We start from the raw sequence: 22537 nt of genomic DNA, 5'->3' as shown, positions 1-22537 counted from the left end.
TCCTTCGAAATTATAGTTTGACGGAGCGAAGTCGCAGCGCATTCGCGATGACCGAGAATGAGCTGAGGCTCATCGCGGCGGCGGCGATAATTGGACTGAGAAGCAGTCCAAAGAACGGATAGAGGACGCCGGCAGCAACCGGCACGCCGAGCGAATTATAGATAAAGGCAAAGAACAGGTTTTCGCGAATATTGCCCATCGTCGCGCGGCTCAGCCGCTGCGCGCGGGCGACACCGCGAAGATCGCCTTTGACCAGGGTGACACTGGCGCTCTCCATGGCCACATCTGTACCGGTTCCCATGGCTATTCCGATATCCGCTTGAGCAAGGGCAGGCGCGTCATTGATGCCGTCGCCGCACATGGCGACGACCGCACCTTTCGATTGGAGTTCGCGCACGATCCGGTTTTTGTCTTCTGGTGACACATCGGCCTCTACCTCATCAATGCCGATTTGGCGTGCAACCGCTTGTGCTGTTGCCAGGCTGTCGCCTGTCAGCATGACGACTTTCATGCCAGCCTTGTGCAAGGCGGCTATGGCTTCAGGGGTCGTTTCTTTGATTGGATCGGCGACACCAATCAGGCCCGCCGGTTTGCCGTCCAGAGCGGCGAACATCACCGTCTGGCCGTCGCGGCGATAGGTTTCAGCATGGGCTTTCAGTGTTTCGTCAAAAGCACCGACCCGGCGCATCATCTTGGCGTTGCCGATGGCGAAAAGCTTTCCATCGACCCGGCCCTGCGCGCCTTCTCCGGTGACTGATTCAAAATCGGTCGACTTCAGGCGCGCTGCGCCGCGCTCTTCGGCCCCGTTGACGATGGCTTGCGCAAGAGGGTGCTCGCTCCCGCGTTCAATCGCGGCAGCGTAAGCCAGGAAGTCTGCTTCTGCGAGACCACTCGCAGGCTCGACTGTCACAAGTTTGGGGTGGCCCTCTGTCAAAGTGCCGGTCTTATCGACGACGATCGTGTCGACTTTTTCAAACGTCTCGAGCGCTTCAGCATTTTTGATCAGAATGCCGCTCTGTGCGCCCTTTCCTGTGGCGACCATAATTGACATCGGCGTTGCAAGGCCAAGCGCGCAGGGACACGCAATAATTAACACAGCCACGGCGTTGACGATCGCAAAAGCCATGGCCGGGTGAGGCCCAAAAATCGCCCAGACGATGAAAGTGATAATCGCGATCACGACGACGGCCGGGACAAACAGGCCGGCCACTGTGTCGGCGAGCTTCTGGATGGGCGCGCGTGAGCGCTGAGCTTCGGCGACCATGCGTACGATTTGCGATAGCATTGTATCTTCGCCGACGCGCGTCGCGGCCATGACGAGTGATCCGGTGCCGTTAACTGTACCGCCGGTAATCGGATCCCCTGCTGCTTTCTCGACTGGAATAGGTTCTCCAGTGATCATGGACTCGTCGACATTCGAACGCCCTTCAACAACTTCGCCGTCGACAGGTACTTTTTCGCCTGGCCGGACCCGTAGCCGGTCGCCGCTCTGGACATCGTCGACGGAAACCTCTTCTTCCTGGCCGTCAGCCATGATCCGGTTTGCGGTTGGCGGCGTGAGTTCAAGGAGCGCGCGGATGGCGCCCGATGTCGCGCTTCGGGCTCGCAGCTCCAGAACCTGCCCGAGCAATACGAGCGTCGTGATCACCGCAGCGGCTTCATAATATACAGCGACTTCGCCGGCCTCATTGCGAAAGGCGTGCGGAAAAATGCCTGGCAAAGCGGTTGCAACAAGCGAGAAGACAAAAGCCACGCCGACGCCAAGCGAGATGAGGGTGAACATGTTGAGGTTCATCGTGCGTACCGACCGAACGCCGCGTACAAAGAAGGGCCATCCGCCCCAGAGGACGACAGGAACGGCCAGCGCGAATTGAGCCCATTGGGACCAACCGGCGGGCAAGAGCCCTTCGAGGGGTTTGCCGGGGATCAGGTCACCCATGGCGTAAATGGCAAGTGGGATGGTGAAGATGGCGCTGATCCAGAATCTACGGGTCATATCGTCGAGTTCTGAGGTGTCTTCTTCGCCTACAACAACACCTTCGGGCTCCAGTGCCATGCCGCATATCGGGCACCCGGAGTTTCGGACGTCGCGAACGTTTGGATGCATCGGACATGTATAGACCGTGCCTGAGTAGCCCTGCGGGACGAGATCATATTTGCCGTCCGCGCCGGCATCGGCGTCTCCGCCACCATGGCAACAATCATGATCATCCCCGTGGTGGTGATCATGATGTCCATGGTCGTGATGTTTATGATCGGTATTGGTCATATCCGCCCCTCCGGGGTTTGGCTTCAGTGTCACTCTTAAAGGTCAACGCCCGGGTTGGGCGGCTGATCCTTAATGGAGTTCTTGCATTAGGCTTTCTGGCGATTGAACAGCCGGTAGAGCGGCACGAAGACAAGCGCGATATACCAGCCGTAAACGTAGGACTCGATGAGGCCGAGGAAGAAGCTTGAAACCGAAATGAATTCAAATCCGGGTAGGAGCTGTTCCCACGCACCGTGCATGTGGAGACTAGGCGGTGCGACCAACCCCCATGCGATACAGAGCGTAAACGTGATGGCGAGAAAAATGGATAGGGCGTGCCCAGTGGGGATGAGGCGCATGGTGTTTTCCTTCTCTTTGGTTGTTGCCGCCACATAATTCGTGCGACAGCGATGCGTTGCTTCGAAAATGAGTTAATACCCATAGGGGGTATTGGTTACTCCGTATATATACTTAGGGCCCGCATCGCTTGTCTTGAGCAAGACAAGCGCGCCGACCAATCCGCGTTGGGTGAGGGATCAGCTGAGATCATCGACGGACACCTCCAAACCCGACAGGCCAATTTTTGGGGTCACCCCGAACCATTGTTGCAGTCGGCGTGTGAAATGCGCCTGGTCTGCAAAACCGCCCGCCGCCGCGGCATCAGCGAGACTGGAGGACGCCTCCATTGCCTTGGCGGCGCCGAGCAATTGCAACCATTGCAATAGCTTGCTGGGCGGAACACCGAAGTCCGCCTTGACGATCTCTCGCAGCCGAGTTGGAGACAGCGCGAGCTCACGCGCCAGAGCGGCGGGATTGGCGAGTGCGCGAACGTTGCCAAGGGCTTTTTGCAGGCGTGAATCTATGGCCGAACCAGGCAACCGGCCCGCGAACCTTTTCGCCCAATCGCGCGCCTGATTAATGTCGCTGATGTGCTCTAGAGCGGCTGATAGATCATCCGAAAGGCAGGCAGGCTGATTGCATTGCTGATCGTTTCGAATTCCGGAAAAGCGTGGATCGATATAGATCGAGCGCGTCAGGCGTCCCTCAGGACCGATGGAATGGGTCTGCCCAGCAGGGATGTGAATAGCCTTGCCGGTCGGGGCTACTATCTCTGAGTTTGTCGTCACCACGACTGCGCCATCCAGCCCGAGTATGACCTGATGTGCCAAATGAGCATGTGCCGTATTTTTGCCAAGGCGAGCGTCGAGCGCGGCCCAGCCGACCCCGATGGCCAACGCGCCAGACCAGGGCGCCGCGCTCATTTCAATCTCCCCTGAGTGTCAGGCTCGGTTGCTTCAAGAAAAGCGTAGATCGCTGTTTCGCATTGACCGCACGCGGTCCCGAGCCTGTTCGGGCTGTTGCTCGTCGTTTCCAGCGAGGCTCTTTCAAGGCCTCTGAAAATACCTGCCATCGCTCGTAGTGCCCTGAGGAGATTTTCTCGGCGGTGTTCGATCGACTTCGCAAATGCCTCAGAAAGAAGAATGCACACCTCGGCCGTCATGAATGCCATTTCTGCAAACTTAGTTGCGGGTGTGTTTTCAGATGCGCTGCTTATAAGCTTCTCAAATTGGCTTTGAGCCCGAAGCAATGTTTCAATCAGTGAATGCGACGCGGAGGTCATGCGGCCACCTCCGGCGATACGGTTTTTTGGTTTATCGAGCGGGCGCGCAGCTTCAGAGCAAGCACTGGCTTTTCGATGACATGCCACGAAGTGGCCGCGACGAGCAGAATGAGCGGCGCGGTCATTATAGCCAGGACAGCGGGGCTAACATCTGGTTGTCCAACCAGAAATACCTGCAAAAGCGGGTAGTGCCAGATATAAATCCCGTACGAATAGTCCGGAATTTTGGCGATGCGGACGGACGCACGTTTTGGCAATCCAGCTCGAAGCATTAGGCTTGTGAGGGCAAGGGTCGCAAACAATTCGCCGAGGGGGCCGCCGCCAAGGAGCGCGAACGCTGCAATCAGACCTGCGACCGCCAAGAGGGGCGGTCTGCGCAAAATAGGCCACTGCCAAAGCGTCATTCCGAGCAGAAAGGCCGATGAGAGGCGGAGCAAGGACATCACGCTCGGCGGGAGCGCACTCGTATCGATGAACAAAGGCGCGCTAAGATAGACCGATTGCACAAGCAAGAAGACGCTAAGAACACGCCATGGGCCGTTGACGGTGCCAAACATGAACGCGATGCCCGCTAGGATGTACGCTGCTAGCTCGAACCGAATGGTCCAGAGCGGCCCGTTAAAGTCGGTTTCCAAATTCTGAGAGAATATCTGTGCGGGCGCGCTGTCGGGATCGCCAAGCGCCAAGACTTTGTAGGTGTATTGCCAGGTCTCCGGCTGAAACAATGATCCGCCGCCCTCGGCCGAATAGACAGGCGCGAAGACGAGGACAAAAGCCGCAAGTATAATCACCAGAGCTGGGTAGATCCGCAGAAACCGTGAAACTGCATAAGCCTTCATATCGCGCCTTGTATGAAGACTCTTGGCAATCAAGAGGCCTGACAGGACGAAGAACCCGTTCACGGCCATATAGCTGGCAGTCCATTCGTGGATGCGAAACGGTTCGAACCCTGTCGTGAGGAGCCAGATATGACCGAGTACTACAGCGATCGCCAACACCCACCGCACCGCGGTGAAGTGGTTTTGACCCATCAGCGGGTCCGCAAGCTGTGTTTGGCCACCCCCAGCCATTTATCAGTGCTCGTGATCTTCGGTGATCGGCGCGGATGACCAATGGACATGGTGAATCTTCCAGACCCCAGCGTCGCGTTTGAGAACCATGGTTTCCATAGCTTGGCGGTGCACGGGCTCGCCTCTATAGGCGCCATTAATCTCCGATTGAGAGATCACCGTAGCGATATCGCTATTCTCGAGAATGTTTCGGTCTTTGAGATCGAATGAAACCGCGGCTGTATAAGCCATGTCTGCGGGCATATGATGGCCGGCATACTCTTCGAATGAGCGCTCGGCGCCGCCGCCCTCAGCGATCACGACGTCGGGGGAAAACAGCGCGCGCAGCGCCGCCTCATCACCTGCTTTTAACGCTTCGCCGAAAGCGTCAGCGACGCTCGCCGGCGATCCAGCTTGTGGCGCGGGTGTTGTGGACGGGCTGTCTCCATCATGGTGCCCATCACTATTGTCATGACTGATTGGAGCGACGTCGTGATGGCCATCGGAGTTTTCATGGGCAGCCGCGGTCGGCGCTAAATCTGGCATGGGATCCATATCATGATCTGCCGTGACGCCGCCGCCGCCATGATCATGGTCGTGGCCATCTCCTGTCACCTGCGGCAGGCTTTTGACCCCAAGGCCGTAGCCATAGACGATTTTGCCGCCCCACCAGGCCGTGACGGTTAAGGCGAGCGCGGCCGCAGCCAAGCCTGTGACGAAAATGCCTGAGGCGGCTTTTGCTCTTCCCGTCCATCGCCAGGCCGCCAATAGGAGGATGGCGAGGCCGGATGGTACAGCCCAGTTGCGGTGGGTGGTCATCGCTGCATGCGACGGCGCGTCATGATCTACCGTGTAATAGGCTTGAAATCCTGCCGCGATTGTCAGCACGATTGCGATCGCACTAAAGGCCAGCATCCAGTCCGCGGCCGGGCGCAGAGTCTCTCGCCATCGCTCGACAGGCGAAAAGGCGGCCAACACATAAGAGGCCAAAGCCGTGAGGCTAAGCGCATAGGCAAAATGCACCAGAATCGGATGCAGGTTCGGTTCAATCAAATCGCCCAAAAGCGCCTCCCAGTTAGCCATATGCGTGAGCGTCGCTATCTTCAGCGACTGGCATTGTCTGGGTGATACGCCGGACACTTGCCTGACCCCTCAAGAATTGTGGGGTCTGCAAGCGGCGTTAGCTCAGGTCTTTCATGCGACGATCAAATTCTTCCTTGTCTATTTCGCCGCGCGCATATCGTCGCCGGAGGATATCGACCGGGTCGTTGGACTTGGAGTCCGCCCCGTCCCGATTGATGGTCGCACGCACAGCGACATAGATCAGCAATGCCAGGACGCCCCAAAAAATCAGCGCGCCAAGATTGCCGAAAATCATATGCCCCATATCGGCCAATTTAGATCTCCATCATGTTTAGAACCAGGTTCGCACACCGACGAGCAATGCCGTTTGATCTTTTTCGCCTCCAGACGCCTCAATGAAGTCTGCGGTATCGCCAATAGCGCTTTGCCATTCGACGCCAATATATGGCGCGAATTCGCGAACAATTTCGTAGCGAAGGCGCAGGCCGGCATCGACGCTGGTTAAACCAGAACTGAGTTGCAGGTCAGGCATATCCTGAGCAGAAAGGCTCGCTTCTAAGCGGGGTTGAAGGATCAGACGCTGGGTTAGCAGCAACTCATATTCGGCCTCGACCCGTGCCGTGACGTCGCCTTCGGTGCTTACAAAGGCAGCAGCGTCAGCTTCAAACCAATGTCCAGCCCGCACTTTATGGGCCAGTTTGAAGTAGGGTTTCTGGGGGAAGGACAGGACAGTCATGACCTAATACCCATATGGGGTATACTCAATATCATCGCCGCTTGCCGATTGCATTTCAACTTGGCCAGCACGCGGCAGTTTGGATTTCCTCCTTATCGCGGCGCACGAGAGGACGAGTGCGTGTGAATGACCTGCCAGGTGCCGGCGACCTTGCGGAACAGCACCGTTTGTTTCCCGATACGCTCCAGGCGTTCGCCATTGGAGCTGAACGTTCCACTGATCGCTGTGTCCGCGACAGCCCATGCAAAGTCACTTCCCTCGAATTGCACGTCTATATTCGAGAAGTCGAGTTCGAGATCCGGAATGGTATCTTTTTCGGGCTCGACATGATTTTCGACAAGGTCGAGCAGGCCAGTATTCTCGCCGCCTGACTCAAAGTACCGGGCGCCTGACCAGTCGAGAAAGTTCTGTCGGAACAGTTCGCCATCGCCGGTCTCCCAACCGGTTTCGATCGCGGCCATGATATCCAGGATCGCCTGTTCATCAGTCGAGACCGGTTTGGTGTCGTGATGGCCGTCGGAGTTGTCGTGTCCGGCGGGGACCGTGCCTGACATTTCTCGATCAGCTGCACCGTCGGTATGGTCGTGATCATGTCCATCGCCGCTCGCCGATGATCCATCCATCGTGTCGGATGGAGGCGCTCCGTGAGCGTCTTGATGATCGTCTGTTGAATTTACGGTGCCTTGGTCGCCATGACCGGCTCCGCCGCCATGATCATGATCGTGGCCTGGCCCGCTGGCTTCAGGAAGGGTCTGCACGCCAAGTCCGTACTTGTAGACAATTGTGCCTCCCCACCACGCTGTAACCGTCAAAAGACCTGCCACCGCCAGGGCACTGATCGCAAATACCGGGCCGGGCGACGAGGCCCTTCTCAGCCAGCGCCAACCGGCGAGGGCCAGTAATGCGAGGCCCGTGGGAACAGCCCAGTTGCGATGGGTTGTCATCGCTTCATGGGACGGCGCATCGTGAGCAACGCTGTAATAGGCCTGAAACCCGGCCGCGATGGTGGCCAGAACCGCCAAGGCAGCCAATGCCAGCATCCAGTCGGCGGCCGGTCGAAGGCTGTCGCGCCAGCGGCCTGCAGGTACGAGGAGGCCAGCCACATATGCCAAGGCTGCAGATGTGCCGAGGGCATAGGTAAAATGCACCAGCACGGGGTGAATATTGGGTTCTATGAAACCGCCCATTTTGTTCTCCTAATACCAGGTCCGCAGGCCCACGAGAAAGACGATATCGTCGCCTTCACCGCCTGCGGCTTTGATCATGTCGCGTGTCTCACCGAAGGCGCTTTGCCATTCGACGCCGACATAAGGCGCAAACTCCCTCCTGATTTCATAACGAAGCCGCAAGCCGGCATCGAGTGTGCTAAGTCCCGCGCCCGTTTCCCTTTCCGGTATGTCCTGCGCGGAAAGATTTGCTTCGATCCGAGGCTGCAAGATCAACCGCTGGGTCAGGAGCAACTCATATTCAGCCTCGATGCGGGCCGTTACATCGCCTTTTTCACTGAGAAAGGCGGAAGCGTCGACTTCGAACCAGTAGGGCGCCAGACCATTCAGTGCGACGACCCCATGCGCGAGACTATCCGGTTCGATGTCGTAGCGAACGCCCGCCTGAACATTCCAGAAAGGCGCAACCGCGCGGGAATAGAGCGCCTGGATCTCGGCATCATCCACGCCCTCTCCATTCAGAGAGGCGCGGCCCTCGCTCTTGAACCAGAGCTTGTTGATATCGCCCCCATACCAAGCCTGTCCGTTCCAGTACAAACTGTCGCCCTCGTCAGACATCTGAGCCTCGAGCTGGTTGAAGAGGATGTAGAAGCTCTTCTGGTCTCCGCCTTCCGCAAGAACGTCCCGGCGAGCGTCCGCCATTGCATCCTCGCCGTAGATGGCGTCGGCCTGATCCCAGGGCGGGGTTTGATTTGTGTCTTCCGCGAACGCGCTGCCGGTCGCGTAGAGCGCGAAGCCGAGGAGGAGAGGGGCTGCCAAATTCGGTTTCATCATGATTTTCCCTCCCCATGGTTCATGCCGTGATGGTCCATGGGCATATTCATCTGACCTGCCGGCATTTTTTCAGCTGGTGTCGTATCGTCTGCTGGCGGAATGACGCTGACGACCTGCATCATGCCAGCGTGCATGTGGTAAAGCAGATGGCAGTGGAACGCCCAGTCACCGACATGTTCTGCGGTGATGTCGACGCTGACCCTGTCTGCAGGCTTGACCGTTACTGTGTGCTTTCGAGGCATGTGATGACCACCGCCATTCACGAGATCGAAAAACATGCCGTGCAAATGGATCGGGTGTGGCATCATTGTATCGTTTACGAGCGTCAGGCGAACACGTTCACCCTCGTAGAACTTGATTGACTCGGTTACCTCGGAGAATTTTACACCGTCGAACGACCACATGTAGCGTTCCATGTTCGACGTCAGATGAATGACAATTTCGCGGCCAGGCGGGCGATGGTCCTCATTCATGTCGAGCGCGCGAAGCTGGTTATAGGTGAGCGTGCGGTGGGGGACATCATCAAGCCCGAGACCGGGTTCGCCCAAGCGGCTCATCGTCATGCCTGATACTTTTGCGACACCGGGGCCGCGCTCTATATCTGCTTCAATCTTGACGGGCTGGACCGCCGGACCATGAGGATCGGGCATCATCGACATGGCACCCATGTCGTGGCCTTTCATGTCGTCCCCGGCCGTCGCGGTGTCCGGACCATGATCCATTCTCCCCATGCCTGACATGCCCGCCATGTCTCCATGGGCCATTCCCATGTCCCGCATGGTCAGCATCGGCACAGCTCGAAGCGCAGGCGCATCGACCCGCATACCGGCACGCGGGCCGAGCGTGGCGACGGCCTGGCCGGAGCGGTCGATCGATTCGGCAACAAAGGCGTAGGCGCGCGCTTCGGTCGGCGCGATGATGACATCATACGTTTCGGCCACGCCCATCTGGAACTCGTCGGTCTCAACCGGCTGGACATTCAGACCGTCGGCCTGGACCACCGTCATCGGCAAGCCCGGGAGGCGGACATTGAAGAGGGTCATGGCGGAGGCGTTGATAATGCGCAGGCGAACCCGCTCGCCCGGCTGGAAGACCATATTGAAATTATCGGCCGTCGAATGGCCATTGATCAGGTAGGTGTAGGTTTCGCCGGTCACGTCTGCGAGATCGCGCGGGCTCATTCGCATCTGCCCCCACATGCCGCCAAGTCCGGTTGGGTTCGACAGGGTCGGGCGGTTGAAATTCAGGCTCTCGGCATTCTTCTTGAGCTTGTCGAAGATCCGGTGCGGATGCGTGAAACTCCAGTCGCTGAGGACGAGCACATATTCCCGGTCATAAGCCACTGGGTCTGTACCTGCCGGATCTATGACGATCGGACCGTAATGGCCGAGTTGTTCCTGCAGACCAGAATGGGAGTGATACCAGTAAGTGCCATTTTGCGGCACCTTGAACTGATATTTGAACGTTTCGCCCGGTTTGATGCCCGGGAAGCTGACGCCCGGCACGCCGTCCATATGGAAGGGGACAAGCAGTCCGTGCCAATGGATCGAAGTGTCTTCGGCAAGCCGGTTGGTGACGTTCATTGTAACGTCATCGCCCTCGCGCAACCGCAAGAGCGGACCGGGAAGTGTGCCATTGATTCCGGTTGCCATACCGACTTTGCCGTTGAGCCTGACCGGGAACTGCCCGATTTCGAGGTCGAAGCGCGTGCCCGAAAGTGAGGGCACACCAAGGTTTCCGTTGCTGGAAGATTTTGCCCAAGCGGGCAGGAGGCTGCTTGCCCCCAAGGTTGCGCCGGTGCCGAGCACCGTCTGCAACATACGTCGTCTGTTCAACATAATCGTCTCCATGAGGTGAATTTATGCAATCGGGCTGCTAATGCAGCGACGCACGAAATCAGCTCAGGGAACGCACCTTCAATGTGACTGGCGTTTGTTGCAGCAGGTAACTTCGGACCTCAGGCCAGGGCGTGCGGACATTGACGACGCGCTTCCATGCGTGTTGCCATGAGGGTGTAGCAAGCCCGATGGGCGTCGTATCGCCTAATACGTGCTGGACCGGGTTCGCCGTCTTGTCGGCTTGGGCGACCGTTGCTGTCTGAAGCTTGCAGTGATCAGTCTCATCATCGCAGGGCGCCTCAGGCCCATCGGCGGGCGCCTGGTGAGAATGAGCGGTGAACTCGGTTGCCATGCTATTCGTCGCCGACATATCGACGGGACACGCGCAGAGCACCTGCGACAGGCTGAAAAATACCGTCACGAGAGTTGCGACAACAAAGTTCATGACTACCACTTATACCCCATAGGGGTTTAAATCAAGAAAGAACCTCTGAGCACTCAAGGTTTGTCGTAACGGAGCAGGATCAACCCAGACCCGCGGGTCAGTCCCGAGCGAAAAGTTGCATGGCTACGCTCCAGCGCGAATTTGAACGGCCAGCAAATCATGTTAGCGATGTGAATGTCGTTGATAGGCAGCGTCGAACTTTGACAACACGAAAGGGCTGCACCACAGTTTGCACTACAAATTTCAAACAATCTGCACAACAAGCGAAGTTTTGAGTGCCATAGTGCGTTGAATTAATTTAATTTCAAGCACGATTACTGGGCGCGTCACTCGCGCCATTTTCAAAAATAATTCCTCAAAAATATCAAGGACTTAGGCCTGAAAATGGTGCGCCCCGTCCGCATTTCTCCAAAAATGGGATACAAATGGGATACAAATTGGGATACAAGAGCGCATGACGATCATGCGCGATCCCGACAGATTTTTGCTCAAGCGTGGTAAGCGTTGGTACTATCAACGTCGTGTGCCCGGACAATTTTCACATTTTGATCAAAGACGGTTTGCCAAGGTCTCGCTCAAGACCGAGTCACTCGAAATCGCGCGTGTTCGGCGAGATCAGCTTGCTGAAGCCGATGACGAATACTGGATGGCGCTGGCGGTTGAGTTAGCAGAGGAAAACGCCAACGGTTCAACCGTTCGTGCGGCGTTGGAGCATCGCTACAAATCTGCAATCTCACGGGCCATGGCTTACGGGTTTTCCTACAAGCCCGCCGAGCCCCTGGCGGAAACGCGTTCGATTGCCGAATTGATGGATCGGATCAAAACACTCGAAGTCCAGTCCGGAGCTGGCGGCGACCCTAACCGGGCTGATAGTGAAGCCCTTCTAGGAGGTGCTCCTGATCCGGCAGCGAGAATTCCAGTCTCTGAAGCCTTCGAACTTTATGTCTCAAAAATTGCCTTCGATGATCAATATAACAAATCCGAAGCACAGCGGCGATCCTGGGAGAAAACAAAGCGCACGTCGATCACTTATTTTATCGAACAAATGGGCGACCTGCCTCTAAGCGACATCACGCGAGACAAAGCGTTGGAATATCGTGATTGGTGGGTTGAGCGGATGCAACCACAAGATGGAGACCAAAAGCCGGTCACGCCTAACACGGCTAACCGGCACATCGGAAATGTGCGGTCGCTCTTGCAGCGATACTACAAACATATTGGTGCGGCAGATTTTGAAGACCCGTTTCGCGACTTTTATTTCTCAGGCAAGTCCGAAGCTAAACGCGCCTCTATCACAGATGACTGGGTGCGTTCACGCATTCTCGTCCCAGGCCTATTTGACGGTTTGCGGGTCGAGCTGCGCGTTTTGATCTATTTGCTCATTGAAACTGGCGCGCGCTTGAGTGAACTCGTGAACCTTCGTGCTGAGGACATTCGCTTAAACGATAAGGTTCCTCATATCGCCATTCGTCCCGAGCAAAACAGAGAACTCAAGACCGAAGACTCGAGGCGGGAAATTCCGCTTGTTGGCGTTGCAGAGATCGCAATGCGGTCGTGCCCGGAAGGCTTCCCGTACTATTACGACAAAAGCACGCTGGTCTCAGCGAACCTGATGAAAGCGTTCCGGCAGCGGAAACTATTACCATCCTCGGATCACGTTATCTATTCATTCCGACACTCATTCGAGGACCGAATGCTCGAAGGCGGTCTCGATTATGGCCTAAGATGCGCCCTGATGGGGCATAAGAATAACCGTCCTGAGTACGGCCAAGGCGGCTCACTCGATTACCGGAGAAGCGAGCTTTTGAAAATTGCGCATCCCGTCCAAGCGGCGCTTTTTTAGGTCTTGAGGTCACCTTTGCGACTGCGGTCGAAAGGTCCAGACGTCGTCTGAACCGTAACGATTGCCTGATGTGGCTCAGCACAGTACTGGAACTTATGGACTGGAAGGGTGAATTCTACATTGGTGAGACTTGGCTTGTTTATCGCGGACGCGCCGCGGACAATCGCCCACATGCCCACGCGACGCTCCAACTCACCGTGTCCCTTGGTCCAGACATCTCTATTAGTGATCAGAGTGAGCAGGTCATTTCTGGTGCAGCGCTTTGTGTGAAGGCGGGAAAACGCCACACGCTTCATCCATCAGACAAAGCCGTGCTTGTGTTGATTGAACCCCAATCGCAGCTTGCGCGATATGTTCAAAGCTTTGCCGGGGATGATGATGTCTCGAGGGTGGATCCGAACCTCATCGCTCAAGTGAACTGGGAGGGTGAACTTGGTACGCTCCTTGATTCCTTGGACTTGGACTTTGGTGACGTCGGCTCCCAAATGGATTTGCGTCTGATGGAGGCCCTCAAATTCTTGCGGACAGCGCAGCTAAATGGTGCGATTTCCGCTGCGGCGAAATCATGCGGCCTATCGGAACCGAGGTTGCGTGCAATCGCACAAAAGCAACTTGGTGTGCCCCTGTCTAAGTGGCTCATATGGCAGGCCACCCGGCGATCAGCACAGGCAATGGCACAAGGCACATCGCTGGCCGAGGCTGCCTATGCTGGCGGATTTGCCGACCAGGCGCATCTGACCCGGACAATGGGAAAGATTATGGGGGTCACGCCCCTGCAGGCATTGAACGCTGGTCAATAGCGGCAATTGGCAAGCGAGCGTTTCGTTCAATACGCACAAGACAAGCATCAAGTATCCTCTTCTTATTTGGGAGATACAGACATGGCGAAGAGCACCGTTTTGGCAGATTTCGACGATGATCTGGTTCGAAGCACCGCAAATCGAATTGTCGGCAACGCTGACAACGCGGAAGAGAAGTTCAGCAGACTGCTCAACTATGTCAGAGACGACATCAAGTTTGGATTTCCTGCGAGTGGCGACCTGACGAAGGCGTCGGAAACCATCAAATTGGGTTTGGGGCAGTGCAACACGAAGGCGACCTTGCTTCTAGCCCTATGCAAGGCCACAGACATTCCGGCGCGGATACATTTCTCGCTGATTTCTAAAGAGATCCAAAAAGGCTTCTTTAAGGGGCTCGCCTATCGGCTAATGCCCGATGAAATTTCTCATTCCTGGCTTGAAATCGAAATCGACGGCGAATGGAAACGGACGGACGGATTTATCAACGATACCTCACTTCAAGCTTCGTCAGAGGGAGAGTTAAAGCGACGCGGTTGGAAAACAGGTTTCTCGGTTGCACTGTCATCACCTTATAAAGATTGCGGAACTTGCTCTACTTTTGGGACTTTTCAGCAAATGGCCGCGGTCACTGATGATCATGGCGTTTTCGACGAGCCCGCCGAGTATTTTCAATCTGCACTTTACGAAAACCGACCCGGTCCGATCAAACTCTTGCTTTATCGGATCAGTGTCGCAGCCATCAATCGCCGCGTGGAAGCACTGAGAGCAAAGTCCGATACAGCTCTTTCGCGTCGGACGGCTCAAAGCGGTACAAGCGTTTCGTTCAATACGTAGAAAAATAGATCGCTGAAGAAGACCATCGAAAATTCTAATCGAAGGTTGAATTATGAAAGCCGCTATAAAGACCGCGTTCGGACAAGAGATGTCCTTGGCCAGAGACGCCTACAAGCGTGATCAATTGGATGAAGCGTTCCGGTTATTGGAGCGAGCACACATACTCGGTCAGCGATACTTCACAACGCATTTCATCACGCATTGGTGGATGCTGAAAGTGGGCATACGTAAAACTGACTGGCGTGAAATCAGAGGTCAAATTCTCCGGATCATTGCGGTGATTCCCGGATACCTCTTCGGATGGGTGCCCAAAGGAAACACCGGCGGCGCCGATGTGTCGGCGCTCAAACCTATGCCCATTCCAGATGATCTCGCAACGCCATTGAAGGGCTATAATGTTTGGACCGATGTGCTCTTGCGGGTTCTCATATGGGCTGTGGTCGCGCTTCTTGTTTGGTTCGGGATGTTCGCTTGGTCGACTTATGTTAGAGCCGGAGAAACCCGGAATATTGTCTCTGCTTTTGATGGAACCTGCAGTCCTCTTGTGGGATTTGAAGGGCCGGAAGATCTCGTGTGGGACCGCGAGGCTGGAACGGTTTACGCGGTTGGCGGAGACCGTCGATCCTTCCGCTCTGGAGGACCCGGCCGCGCCAAGATTTGGTCACTGCCCATGGCGTCACCAGACTTGGCCGTGCCAAACGACCTTGCCCCAGCAGAACCAGAGGTATTTCGCAGCTTTGGCATGGACCTTCACATCGATGAAATGGGAACCCGCCGCCTATTTGTCGCCAACCGTCCCAGCGACGGGCACACGATCGAAGTCTTTCGCGTGACCGCTTCGGGGGACTTGTTGCTGGAGCGAACGCTGAAACATCCGCTTCTGCGCAATCCGAATGATCTGGTCGCGATTGGACCAACAGAAGCGCTCGTGACCCTCGATAAAAAGGCAGACGCGGCAACGCTGGGCGAAATCCTTGAGGGCGCGCGCCAGCTTCGCACCGGCAAAGTCTTGCGCATCAATACCGAGACGGCCGAGTATGTCGCTGAAGACTTACAGATGGCCAATGGGATAGCCTTCAGTCTATCACAAAGAGTGCTTTATGTTGGTGAAACCATCGCCCAAAGACTGTCTGTCTTTGACTACGATCCTCAAACGAAAACACTTTCTTTCAACCGTCATGTGCCCCTAGAGACAGGCGTTGATAATATAACCGTCAATCCCGATGGCCGCGTATTCATTGCGGGTCACCCAAAGCTTTTGACACTTGCCATGGGGTATCAACGCTCGGAGACATCGCCTTCGCCATCTGAAGTGCTGGTCTACGATCCATCGCGCGAGACTGTCGAACGGCTTTATGTCAATGATGGCTCGGAACACTCTGGTGGATCGGTCGCCATCGTTGATGACGCGTCAGGCCGAATGCTGATCGGGTCGGCCTTTGGTCCGCACATTTTAAGCTGTGAGTTTGGCCACGCCGCTAACGCTGCGCTTTAGAGCAATGGCCATAAGAAATGAAATGATAGCTGCGCCATGGCCGCGTTGGCTTGCACGACCCATGATGAATTGGGACGGACTCTTGCTGGCAGGAATCGTCTCTCTGTGCGGCGTTTTTCTGTCAAACATCACCGGCGCGCCTGTTCTGTTACTCGTGCTTGTTATTGGACTGATGCTCAAAGCGCCGAGCGCGAACGACACGCAATCTGCTGGTCTCAATTTGGCAGGTGACGCAATTCTGAAAGCCGGTGTCGCGCTTTTGGGGATGCAGATAACCCTATCTCAGATTGCAGCGCTCGGTTGGGCAACGGCGCTGTTGGTTTTGACCAGCCTGGTGATGACCCTCGCCATAGGCTGGCAGATTGGAAAATGGGCTGGCCTCAAAAGTGAAAGTGCAATCATCGCCGCAAGCGCAGTTGCCATTTGCGGGGCGTCCGCTGCCTTGGCGATTGCAAGCGTGCTGCCTCGAAAGGCAAAAGACGACACCGTAATTCTGTCGATCATCGGCGTGACCACCCTCAGCACCGCTGCGATGATTGCCTATCCGGCTCTTGCCCAAACGCTGGGACTGAATGACGCGCAGGCCGGAATATTGTTTGGCGCGGCGATACACGATGTTGCCCAAGTGGTCGGTGCGGGCGCGCTTTTCTCTTCTGAGGCCACGGAAACCTCGGCCATCGTGAAACTGCTAAGGGTCGCCTGTCTGATGCCAGTGGCTTTAGTTGTGGGAATACTGTTCTCATGTGAAAGCGTTGAGACGGATCAACAGATCACATTACCCCGTTTCCCAATATTCTTGATAATTTTCGCCGTTCTCGTCGGGATTAACAGCATTGGCCTTGTGCCAGAATACGCGCGCTCCCTGGCCAATGCTCTCTCGCAAGGTTGCCTGATCTTGGCGGTAGCGGCCATCGGCATAAAAACCTCATTCTCTCAGCTTTTGATGACGAGTGGTCGCGTCTTCCTGGTTCTAGCTGTGGTGACCGTTTTGCTCGGTGGCGGCGTTCTCGGATCACTTCTTCTATTCTTTGAGACGACTTCGATTTGAACCCTTTTATGAGGCCAATATTATGAGACGATTTTTGCTGATCCTACTCCTGCTTTTGCTGCTTGGTCCCCTGATCGGAATAGCAATTGTTGACGGTCAACGCGCAAAAGATGCAAAGCGCCTGGATGAGGCGTGGGCGCTTGCCACTGTGGATAAGGTTCCTGAGTTCGGAACGACGCGCAGCCTTGAAGTTTTGCCACTCGTGAATTGGCATAGTGACAGAGATGATTTGCGCACCGAGCCGGGTGTGTCCTATTTGATCAGAACCGACTCGGAGACCATTCTTTTCGATCTCGGTTTCAATCGGTTTGGTGAAACTCCGTCGCCCTTGGAACACAACATGGCGCGCCTCGGCGTTGAGCGTTCCGACATTGATACGATTTTCATCAGTCATCTTCACCGCGATCATGTTGGGGGCGTGGATTGGGCGAGGGCGCGATCTTTTTCTTTTGGGACCCAGCAAGCGGACCTGGGCAATGCTTCAGTTTATTCACCAACCGAGATGAATTATCCGGGACTGACAGTCCAAACGGTGACGTCGCCCCGAGCGCTATCAAATGGCATTGCTTCGACAGGGCCTATCCCTCGGCGCTTGTTCATTGGCCAAATCGATGAGCAGGCGCTGGTGATAAACCTAGAAGGGCGCGGTCTTGTTGTGATTGTTGGTTGCGGGCACCAGACGGTTCCGAAGCTGCTTGAGCGAGTTGAGGCCGCATTCGATGTTCCGCTTTATGCGATTATCGGCGACCTCCATTACCCTGTGCCCGAGGGGCGCTTGTATGTCGCTGGAATAGACGCCCAGCGACGGCTTGCGTCCGGCAATGGCGTGTTTGCCCCCATCGATCAAAGCATCATCGAAAATGAGATTGAGTTGCTCAGTCGAGAGCTCTCATTCCTGGCTCTCGGCGGCCACGACACACATGATGCGGTTTTTGATCAGTTTGAGGATGTATTGGGTGAGCGGTTTGAGCGTGTGAAGGTGGGCGCGCCCATCAAGTTCGGTGGGCCAAGAGAGGTGCAATAATCTCGGTCACGTTGCGCACTGTGCTTCGATACTCGCAATCCTGATCCGGGATATGAACAAGGCGATTCCATCGTGAGGGATAACGCGCGATTTGTTCAAGACTATGGCGCTATCTGCGTTACAATAGGGATATGACGAACTCAGCTCAGCCAATGTTTACAACCGCGCTTGGTGCCCATGAGCACACGGCGGACTATGACCGCGTGATCGCCGTGATGACGCGGGAGCGACGCTGGCGAAGCCGTATGCTGGAGGTGCTGGCGCCATCGCCGAACCAGACAATTGTCGATCTCGGGTCAGGAACGGGAAGTTTCGCAATCCTGGTAAAAGACACCGAGCCCTCCGTTCGGATGATCGCGGTTGATCCCGACCCTGCAGTCCGCGCCATCGCTGAAGACAAGGCAGGCGACCGACAGATCGAGTTCATAACCGCGATGGGCGACAAGCCTATTGCGTCTGTGCCGGAAGGGACGGTCGAGGCGGTCACCTGTTCCTTGGTGCTACATCAGTGTCCGATCGAGGCGAAGATGGGAATCTTGAAGAATGCCTATCGTTTGCTCAAACCCGGCGGGCGGCTCCTGATTTCAGACTATGGCGAACAGCGTACGCTGCTAATGCATTTACTCTTTAAACAAGTGCGCGAAGTCGACGGATGTGAGAACACAAAGCCAAATAAGGACAGTATGATTCCGAGTTTCATGACCGATGCCGGGCTTGAACGCGTTGAGGAACTCAAGCTCACACATACACCAACAGGGTCGATATCGCTATATTCCGGTTGGAAGGCTGCGTAATGGCCTGGGGCGGACAATTCGTCTTTGGTGACGCATTCGCAGCCTATTTCGGGCCTTCAGACGATAATGACCTGCACGAGCACGCAGCCTATCAGATCGTCTTAAGCGCAGAGGCCGACGCGATTGTCATCGATGAAACGGGCGATCAGCATGCCGGCCGAGGGTTTCTCATTCGCCCGATGATTCCGCATGCGGTGCAGTGCGATAGTGACATCGCGCTGATCTACTTAGATCCACAATCCGGAATTGCGCTCGATTTGGCTAACCGACTGGACCCGGACGATATCGCCGCATTGGATCTTGAAGATATGCCTTTTCGGGTGCCTCCGAACTCAGACGACTTGTTTGCACAGCTCAATGATTTATCCGTCTCAACTCCCAGCAATTTGGACGCGAGGCTTGAAGCAGTGCTAGCAGAGCTTCGCGACGAACCAGGACGTTGGTCAATCACTGAAGCTGCAGCGCGGGTCGGCTTGTCTGAATCCCGGCTGCGGGTTCTGGCACGCAAGCAGTTCGGCGTTCCGCTTTCGACTTGGCTCGTTTGGCGAAAACTAGAATGTTCTGCAAAGGCGCTCGCGGCAGGAGCGAGTCTCGCCGAAGCCGCATTCGCCGGCGGCTTTTCCGATCAAGCGCACTTCACCCGGGCAATGAGACGCATGTTTGGCATAACGCCAAGCGTAGCGTCTCGCTCGCTTACAGGACGGTCTTAGGGTAGCGCCCAAAACGCTTGCGACGACAAATTGCGGGTTTTCTCGCGCCGAGTTTCGGTTCCAACCGTTTTGTTCAAGATGATCTCTCGGTGTCTCGCTAATTCTCAATGAATTCGAGAGGAGATCTGCTTCATGGGCATATTACGATTTTTGGTGCGTTACGGTTATGCACCCCTTTTCTTTATTGGCTTTATTGGGGCCGCCGTTTGGATGGTTGCAAATGGCGCGAGCAAAATCTGGCTTGCCGGGCTATTGCTGCCCGCCATCGCATTGTCTTTCATCGCCGAACGGATCGCGCCGTTTGAAGAGAATTGGAACCACTCTAAAGGCGACACAACCCGCGACACGCTGCACGCGGTCATCAATGAACTCACGAACGCAGCTTCCATCGCCGCCATTCCGATCCTAGCGGCGATGACCCATGGCTTCGATGTCTGGCCGGGCGAGTGGCCGCTTTGGGCTCAACTCGTGATGACGATCCTGATCGCGGATTTCGGGATCACTATGGCACACTATGCGAGCCACAAGATTGAAGCCCTTTGGCGGCTGCATGCTGTCCATCACAGCGTCGAACGGATGTATGGGTTTAATGGCCTGATGAAGCATCCGCTGCACCAGGCGATTGAACTCACCGCTGGCACAACACCTCTCCTGCTGATGGGCATGCCGCTGGAGATTGGCGCGCTGCTCGGCTTTGCGGCGGCGATCCAGCTTCTGCTTCAGCATTCCAACACGGACATGCGCGTCGGTCCACTGATCTACCTCTGGGCCGTCGCGCCGGGGCACCGCCACCATCACCTCGCTCACAAGGTCAAGGGCGATGTCAATTTCGGCCTGTTCACAATGCTATGGGACCATTTGCTCGGCACCTTCGTCAAGGACCGCCCGCAACCGCGAGATGGCGAACTCGGTGTCGCTGGACGCCCCGACTATCCGGTGGGGTATAGCGCACAGCTTGTCGAACCGTTCCGCAGATGGGATCGCAGCAAAAACACTCAGCTGGCTGAATAGTCCAAGGCGGAGTCGGAGGGTATAGTTGTTGGTTTGCACAATAGGCGCGCTGGTCTTGTCGTCGCCGCTCCTGGGCAGATTATGTCAATCCCACTCCAGGCGTTCGGTCCAACGCGTGCCAATAGTTTAAACTATACGCAAATCGTGGCGTTGCGCCAGAGACTGGCATCACGCCACCACGTAACCCGTATTGTGCTGCGTGGGCTATGAGCCAGCCCATATTCGGCTACGAAATGATTTCTATACCTAGCATCTCGAAGAGGACGGCGCGCCGGTTTAAGTATGCGAACAACAATTTCTTTGGCTCATAGCTGGTTGATGGGAAGTTTCAAATATGTGTGCCCATCTTGTTCTGGCGGCGGGAGTGCGCCGGCGCGAATATTGACTTGCAAGGACGGTAAAATGAGGCGCGGTGCAGCTAAGGTTTCATCCCGGGCTTCGCGCATCGCAACGAATGCGTCCTCATCATTACCGGATATGTGGACGTTCGATGCGGTTTGTTTCGCAACTGTGCTTTCCCAAGCGATCGTGCTTCGGTCCTTAGGCAGGTAGTCGTGCCCAACAAAGATTCGTGTTGCGGGAGGCAAACTCAGAATTTTTTGGATCGATTGGTATAGTGTCCTCGCATCACCGCCCGGAAAATCTGCGCGTGCGGTGCCATAGTCAGGCATGAATAGCGTGTCGCCTACGAAAGCCGCATCTTCAATAACATAAGTGACGCAAGCGGGAGTATGCCCTGGCGTGTGCAGCACTTTGATCGCTGTCGACCCGAAAGGGAGTTCGTCGCCTTCCTCAAGTAGCGCATCGAACACGGTACCGTTTGCGCAGACATCCTTGGCATTGAACACCGGACCGAACAGTTTCTGCACCTGAGTGATCTTTGCTCCGATGCCGATTTTCGCGCCGGTTTCCTTGCGGACATAGTCTGCTGCGGACAAATGATCCGCATGGACATGGGTATCGAGCACCCAGGTGAGGGTCAGTCCCCGAGCGTGTACATCTTTCAGTATTGCGTCAACGGATAGCGTCTGTAGCGCGGCGCGATTTGGCTCGTAGTCCAGCACCGGATCGATCAGGACGGCCTGCTGTGTGGCGGTGTCCTCAACCAGATAGGACACCGTATTGGTGGTGTCATCAAAGTAAGCCTGAACATGGATCATCGTACGTCTCCTTTGATTTTTATATATTAGCACTTGCTAAATAAACAATACCTAATATACTATCGGTCATGAAGAACACTGCTGAACTGCTTGATCCCCGCGTTTTGGAAGCCAAGGCTGAAGCGGCCGCGAGCCTGCTCAAAGCCATGTCCAATCCGCACCGGCTGATGATTCTCTGTCGCCTCGGCGCCTCGGAAGCGTCTGTAGGAGAGTTACAGGTCGATAGTGGGCTGTCGCAGTCGGCCCTGTCCCAGCACCTCGCGTTGCTGCGCGGTCGGGAGCTGGTGGACACCCGGCGCGAAGCCCAGACCATCTATTACCGTTTGTCCGATCCCGCAGTGCGCCAGGTGATCGAAACCTTGATGAAAATCTACTGTCCAGAAATGTTGAAATGACGTCACTAACGAAACCCACCCCGAAAGTAGCGGCGGCACTAAAATTAAGGCTGGGCCAGTCAGATCAGGCGGGTTAACTATTGAGGCTACAGCGGCTGTAGATGTTAAGATCTGAGATTAAGCGTACAAAGTGCGTGAAAGTGATATTTTTTCACAAGTATATGAGACAATCGAAAGGACAATGAAAAATGAATTCTAATGACATGATGATGCGAGACGAATGGTTCATGATGCCATTTGGCGGCTTGATTGGAATATTGGTTTTTATATTCCTTATTCTGGGGATCGCCGCGTTCGCGAAATACTTGTTTTTCAATCGGAAACGATAGGCCAGATGACACAGGGAACACAGCGTAGAACCGTAAGTCCATCAAAAAGGACTAAATTGTGCTGACTCGAAGAG

23 protein-coding genes are annotated in these 22537 nt (G+C 55.6%); 10 read left to right on the top strand and 13 right to left on the bottom strand.

What is annotated here, in order from left to right:
* Positions 1 to 10 precede the first annotated feature (10 nt).
* From D1223_RS15995 to D1223_RS15940, 12 genes are all read right to left on the bottom strand, one after another.
* Positions 11 to 2269: a copper-transporting P-type ATPase gene (locus D1223_RS15995; protein ID WP_119377428.1), complete on the bottom strand. Its 2259-nt coding sequence runs from the start codon at positions 2267 to 2269 to the stop codon at positions 11 to 13.
* A gap of 86 nt (positions 2270 to 2355) precedes the next feature.
* A complete protein-coding gene (locus tag D1223_RS15990; protein ID WP_035552474.1) occupies positions 2356 to 2607 on the bottom strand; it encodes a DUF5676 family membrane protein in 252 nt (83 codons plus the stop codon).
* Between the two features lie 177 nt (positions 2608 to 2784).
* On the bottom strand, positions 2785 to 3510 hold the full coding sequence (locus D1223_RS15985; protein WP_119377427.1) for a helix-turn-helix domain-containing protein: 726 nt from the start codon (positions 3508 to 3510) through the stop codon (positions 2785 to 2787).
* Positions 3507 to 3869, bottom strand: coding sequence for a hypothetical protein (locus D1223_RS15980; protein ID WP_119377426.1), 363 nt, complete (start codon positions 3867 to 3869; stop codon positions 3507 to 3509). Before D1223_RS15980 ends, D1223_RS15985 begins: the two co-directional genes overlap by 4 nt.
* Positions 3866 to 4900: an acyltransferase family protein gene (locus tag D1223_RS15975; RefSeq protein WP_233350154.1), complete on the bottom strand. Its 1035-nt coding sequence runs from the start codon at positions 4898 to 4900 to the stop codon at positions 3866 to 3868. The genes D1223_RS15980 and D1223_RS15975 overlap by 4 nt, the downstream gene beginning before the upstream one ends.
* A gap of 42 nt (positions 4901 to 4942) precedes the next feature.
* The gene (locus tag D1223_RS15970) at positions 4943 to 6058 is read right to left on the bottom strand and encodes a nuclear transport factor 2 family protein (protein WP_143435347.1); all 1116 of its coding nucleotides are present in this window, start codon (positions 6056 to 6058) and stop codon (positions 4943 to 4945) included.
* Positions 6059 to 6098: 40 nt separating this feature from the next.
* A complete protein-coding gene (locus D1223_RS15965; protein ID WP_084397002.1) occupies positions 6099 to 6305 on the bottom strand; it encodes an SHOCT domain-containing protein in 207 nt (68 codons plus the stop codon).
* 27 nt (positions 6306 to 6332) lie between these two features.
* Complete coding sequence (locus tag D1223_RS15960) at positions 6333 to 6737, bottom strand: copper resistance protein B (RefSeq protein WP_084397004.1); 405 nt, start codon at positions 6735 to 6737, stop codon at positions 6333 to 6335.
* A 92-nt stretch (positions 6738 to 6829) separates the two neighbouring features.
* Positions 6830 to 7924, bottom strand: a complete 1095-nt coding sequence (locus D1223_RS15955) for a DUF2231 domain-containing protein (protein WP_034827457.1) — start codon at positions 7922 to 7924, stop codon at positions 6830 to 6832.
* A gap of 9 nt (positions 7925 to 7933) precedes the next feature.
* On the bottom strand, positions 7934 to 8737 hold the full coding sequence (locus D1223_RS15950) for a copper resistance protein B (protein WP_034813580.1): 804 nt from the start codon (positions 8735 to 8737) through the stop codon (positions 7934 to 7936).
* The gene (locus D1223_RS15945) at positions 8734 to 10575 is read right to left on the bottom strand and encodes a copper resistance system multicopper oxidase (RefSeq protein WP_034827486.1); all 1842 of its coding nucleotides are present in this window, start codon (positions 10573 to 10575) and stop codon (positions 8734 to 8736) included. Before D1223_RS15945 ends, D1223_RS15950 begins: the two co-directional genes overlap by 4 nt.
* Before the next feature lie 58 nt (positions 10576 to 10633).
* On the bottom strand, positions 10634 to 11020 hold the full coding sequence (locus tag D1223_RS15940; protein ID WP_034813575.1) for a hypothetical protein: 387 nt from the start codon (positions 11018 to 11020) through the stop codon (positions 10634 to 10636).
* A 454-nt stretch (positions 11021 to 11474) separates the two neighbouring features.
* On the opposite strand from D1223_RS15940, the gene D1223_RS15935 reads away from it, so the two are divergent.
* The 9 genes from D1223_RS15935 (at position 11475) to D1223_RS15895 (ending at position 20579) form a co-directional block, all read left to right on the top strand.
* The gene (locus D1223_RS15935) at positions 11475 to 12863 is read left to right on the top strand and encodes a tyrosine-type recombinase/integrase (protein WP_034827484.1); all 1389 of its coding nucleotides are present in this window, start codon (positions 11475 to 11477) and stop codon (positions 12861 to 12863) included.
* A gap of 68 nt (positions 12864 to 12931) precedes the next feature.
* Positions 12932 to 13663 carry a helix-turn-helix domain-containing protein gene (locus D1223_RS15930; protein WP_051594923.1) on the top strand — a complete coding sequence of 244 codons (732 nt, stop codon included), beginning with the start codon at positions 12932 to 12934 and terminating at the stop codon, positions 13661 to 13663.
* Positions 13664 to 13744: 81 nt separating this feature from the next.
* Positions 13745 to 14497: a transglutaminase-like domain-containing protein gene (locus D1223_RS15925; RefSeq protein WP_112063340.1), complete on the top strand. Its 753-nt coding sequence runs from the start codon at positions 13745 to 13747 to the stop codon at positions 14495 to 14497.
* Between the two features lie 52 nt (positions 14498 to 14549).
* Positions 14550 to 15992 carry a DUF3703 domain-containing protein gene (locus tag D1223_RS15920; protein WP_119377425.1) on the top strand — a complete coding sequence of 481 codons (1443 nt, stop codon included), beginning with the start codon at positions 14550 to 14552 and terminating at the stop codon, positions 15990 to 15992.
* 61 nt (positions 15993 to 16053) lie between these two features.
* A complete protein-coding gene (locus D1223_RS15915; RefSeq protein ID WP_158588519.1) occupies positions 16054 to 17040 on the top strand; it encodes a YeiH family protein in 987 nt (328 codons plus the stop codon).
* Between the two features lie 22 nt (positions 17041 to 17062).
* Positions 17063 to 18064, top strand: a complete 1002-nt coding sequence (locus D1223_RS15910) for an MBL fold metallo-hydrolase (RefSeq protein ID WP_119377423.1) — start codon at positions 17063 to 17065, stop codon at positions 18062 to 18064.
* A 152-nt stretch (positions 18065 to 18216) separates the two neighbouring features.
* Complete coding sequence (locus tag D1223_RS15905; protein WP_158588518.1) at positions 18217 to 18858, top strand: class I SAM-dependent methyltransferase; 642 nt, start codon at positions 18217 to 18219, stop codon at positions 18856 to 18858.
* Entirely contained in the window at positions 18858 to 19568 is a 711-nt protein-coding gene (locus D1223_RS15900) for a helix-turn-helix transcriptional regulator (RefSeq protein ID WP_119377421.1), read from the top strand. Before D1223_RS15905 ends, D1223_RS15900 begins: the two co-directional genes overlap by 1 nt.
* A 132-nt stretch (positions 19569 to 19700) precedes the next feature.
* The gene (locus D1223_RS15895) at positions 19701 to 20579 is read left to right on the top strand and encodes a sterol desaturase family protein (RefSeq protein WP_119377420.1); all 879 of its coding nucleotides are present in this window, start codon (positions 19701 to 19703) and stop codon (positions 20577 to 20579) included.
* Positions 20580 to 20884: 305 nt separating this feature from the next.
* Here D1223_RS15895 and D1223_RS15890 read toward each other — a convergent pair whose 3' ends face one another.
* On the bottom strand, positions 20885 to 21739 hold the full coding sequence (locus D1223_RS15890) for an MBL fold metallo-hydrolase (protein WP_119377419.1): 855 nt from the start codon (positions 21737 to 21739) through the stop codon (positions 20885 to 20887).
* Positions 21740 to 21807: 68 nt separating this feature from the next.
* Here D1223_RS15890 and D1223_RS15885 point away from each other — a divergent pair, with 68 nt between their 5' ends.
* Entirely contained in the window at positions 21808 to 22134 is a 327-nt protein-coding gene (locus D1223_RS15885) for an ArsR/SmtB family transcription factor (RefSeq protein ID WP_119377418.1), read from the top strand.
* Positions 22135 to 22537 lie beyond the last annotated feature (403 nt).

The organism is Henriciella mobilis, from assembly GCF_003576285.1.
Classification (GTDB): Bacteria; Pseudomonadota; Alphaproteobacteria; order Caulobacterales; family Hyphomonadaceae; genus Henriciella; species Henriciella mobilis.
This window is presented reverse-complemented; position numbering and strand designations above follow the sequence as displayed.

Excerpts from the sequence above, each read along its gene's own strand:
- D1223_RS15930 (WP_051594923.1), top strand. The coding sequence starts at position 12,932 with ATGTGGCTCAGCACAGTACTGGAACTTATGGACTGGAAGGGTGAATTC.
- D1223_RS15965 (WP_084397002.1), bottom strand. The coding sequence starts at position 6,305 with ATGGGGCATATGATTTTCGGCAATCTTGGCGCGCTGATTTTTTGGGGC.
- D1223_RS15935 (WP_034827484.1), top strand. The coding sequence starts at position 11,475 with ATGACGATCATGCGCGATCCCGACAGATTTTTGCTCAAGCGTGGTAAG.
- D1223_RS15920 (WP_119377425.1), top strand. The coding sequence starts at position 14,550 with ATGAAAGCCGCTATAAAGACCGCGTTCGGACAAGAGATGTCCTTGGCC.
- D1223_RS15900 (WP_119377421.1), top strand. The coding sequence starts at position 18,858 with ATGGCCTGGGGCGGACAATTCGTCTTTGGTGACGCATTCGCAGCCTAT.
- D1223_RS15955 (WP_034827457.1), bottom strand. The coding sequence starts at position 7,924 with ATGGGCGGTTTCATAGAACCCAATATTCACCCCGTGCTGGTGCATTTT.
- D1223_RS15980 (WP_119377426.1), bottom strand. The coding sequence starts at position 3,869 with ATGACCTCCGCGTCGCATTCACTGATTGAAACATTGCTTCGGGCTCAA.
- D1223_RS15925 (WP_112063340.1), top strand. The coding sequence starts at position 13,745 with ATGGCGAAGAGCACCGTTTTGGCAGATTTCGACGATGATCTGGTTCGA.
- D1223_RS15910 (WP_119377423.1), top strand. The coding sequence starts at position 17,063 with ATGAGACGATTTTTGCTGATCCTACTCCTGCTTTTGCTGCTTGGTCCC.
- D1223_RS15975 (WP_233350154.1), bottom strand. The coding sequence starts at position 4,900 with ATGGGTCAAAACCACTTCACCGCGGTGCGGTGGGTGTTGGCGATCGCT.
- D1223_RS15940 (WP_034813575.1), bottom strand. The coding sequence starts at position 11,020 with ATGAACTTTGTTGTCGCAACTCTCGTGACGGTATTTTTCAGCCTGTCG.
- D1223_RS15960 (WP_084397004.1), bottom strand. The coding sequence starts at position 6,737 with ATGACTGTCCTGTCCTTCCCCCAGAAACCCTACTTCAAACTGGCCCAT.
- D1223_RS15890 (WP_119377419.1), bottom strand. The coding sequence starts at position 21,739 with ATGATCCATGTTCAGGCTTACTTTGATGACACCACCAATACGGTGTCC.
- D1223_RS15945 (WP_034827486.1), bottom strand. The coding sequence starts at position 10,575 with ATGTTGAACAGACGACGTATGTTGCAGACGGTGCTCGGCACCGGCGCA.
- D1223_RS15905 (WP_158588518.1), top strand. The coding sequence starts at position 18,217 with ATGTTTACAACCGCGCTTGGTGCCCATGAGCACACGGCGGACTATGAC.
- D1223_RS15950 (WP_034813580.1), bottom strand. The coding sequence starts at position 8,737 with ATGATGAAACCGAATTTGGCAGCCCCTCTCCTCCTCGGCTTCGCGCTC.
- D1223_RS15885 (WP_119377418.1), top strand. The coding sequence starts at position 21,808 with ATGAAGAACACTGCTGAACTGCTTGATCCCCGCGTTTTGGAAGCCAAG.
- D1223_RS15915 (WP_158588519.1), top strand. The coding sequence starts at position 16,054 with ATGATGAATTGGGACGGACTCTTGCTGGCAGGAATCGTCTCTCTGTGC.
- D1223_RS15990 (WP_035552474.1), bottom strand. The coding sequence starts at position 2,607 with ATGCGCCTCATCCCCACTGGGCACGCCCTATCCATTTTTCTCGCCATC.
- D1223_RS15995 (WP_119377428.1), bottom strand. The coding sequence starts at position 2,269 with ATGACCAATACCGATCATAAACATCACGACCATGGACATCATGATCAC.
- D1223_RS15895 (WP_119377420.1), top strand. The coding sequence starts at position 19,701 with ATGGGCATATTACGATTTTTGGTGCGTTACGGTTATGCACCCCTTTTC.
- D1223_RS15985 (WP_119377427.1), bottom strand. The coding sequence starts at position 3,510 with ATGAGCGCGGCGCCCTGGTCTGGCGCGTTGGCCATCGGGGTCGGCTGG.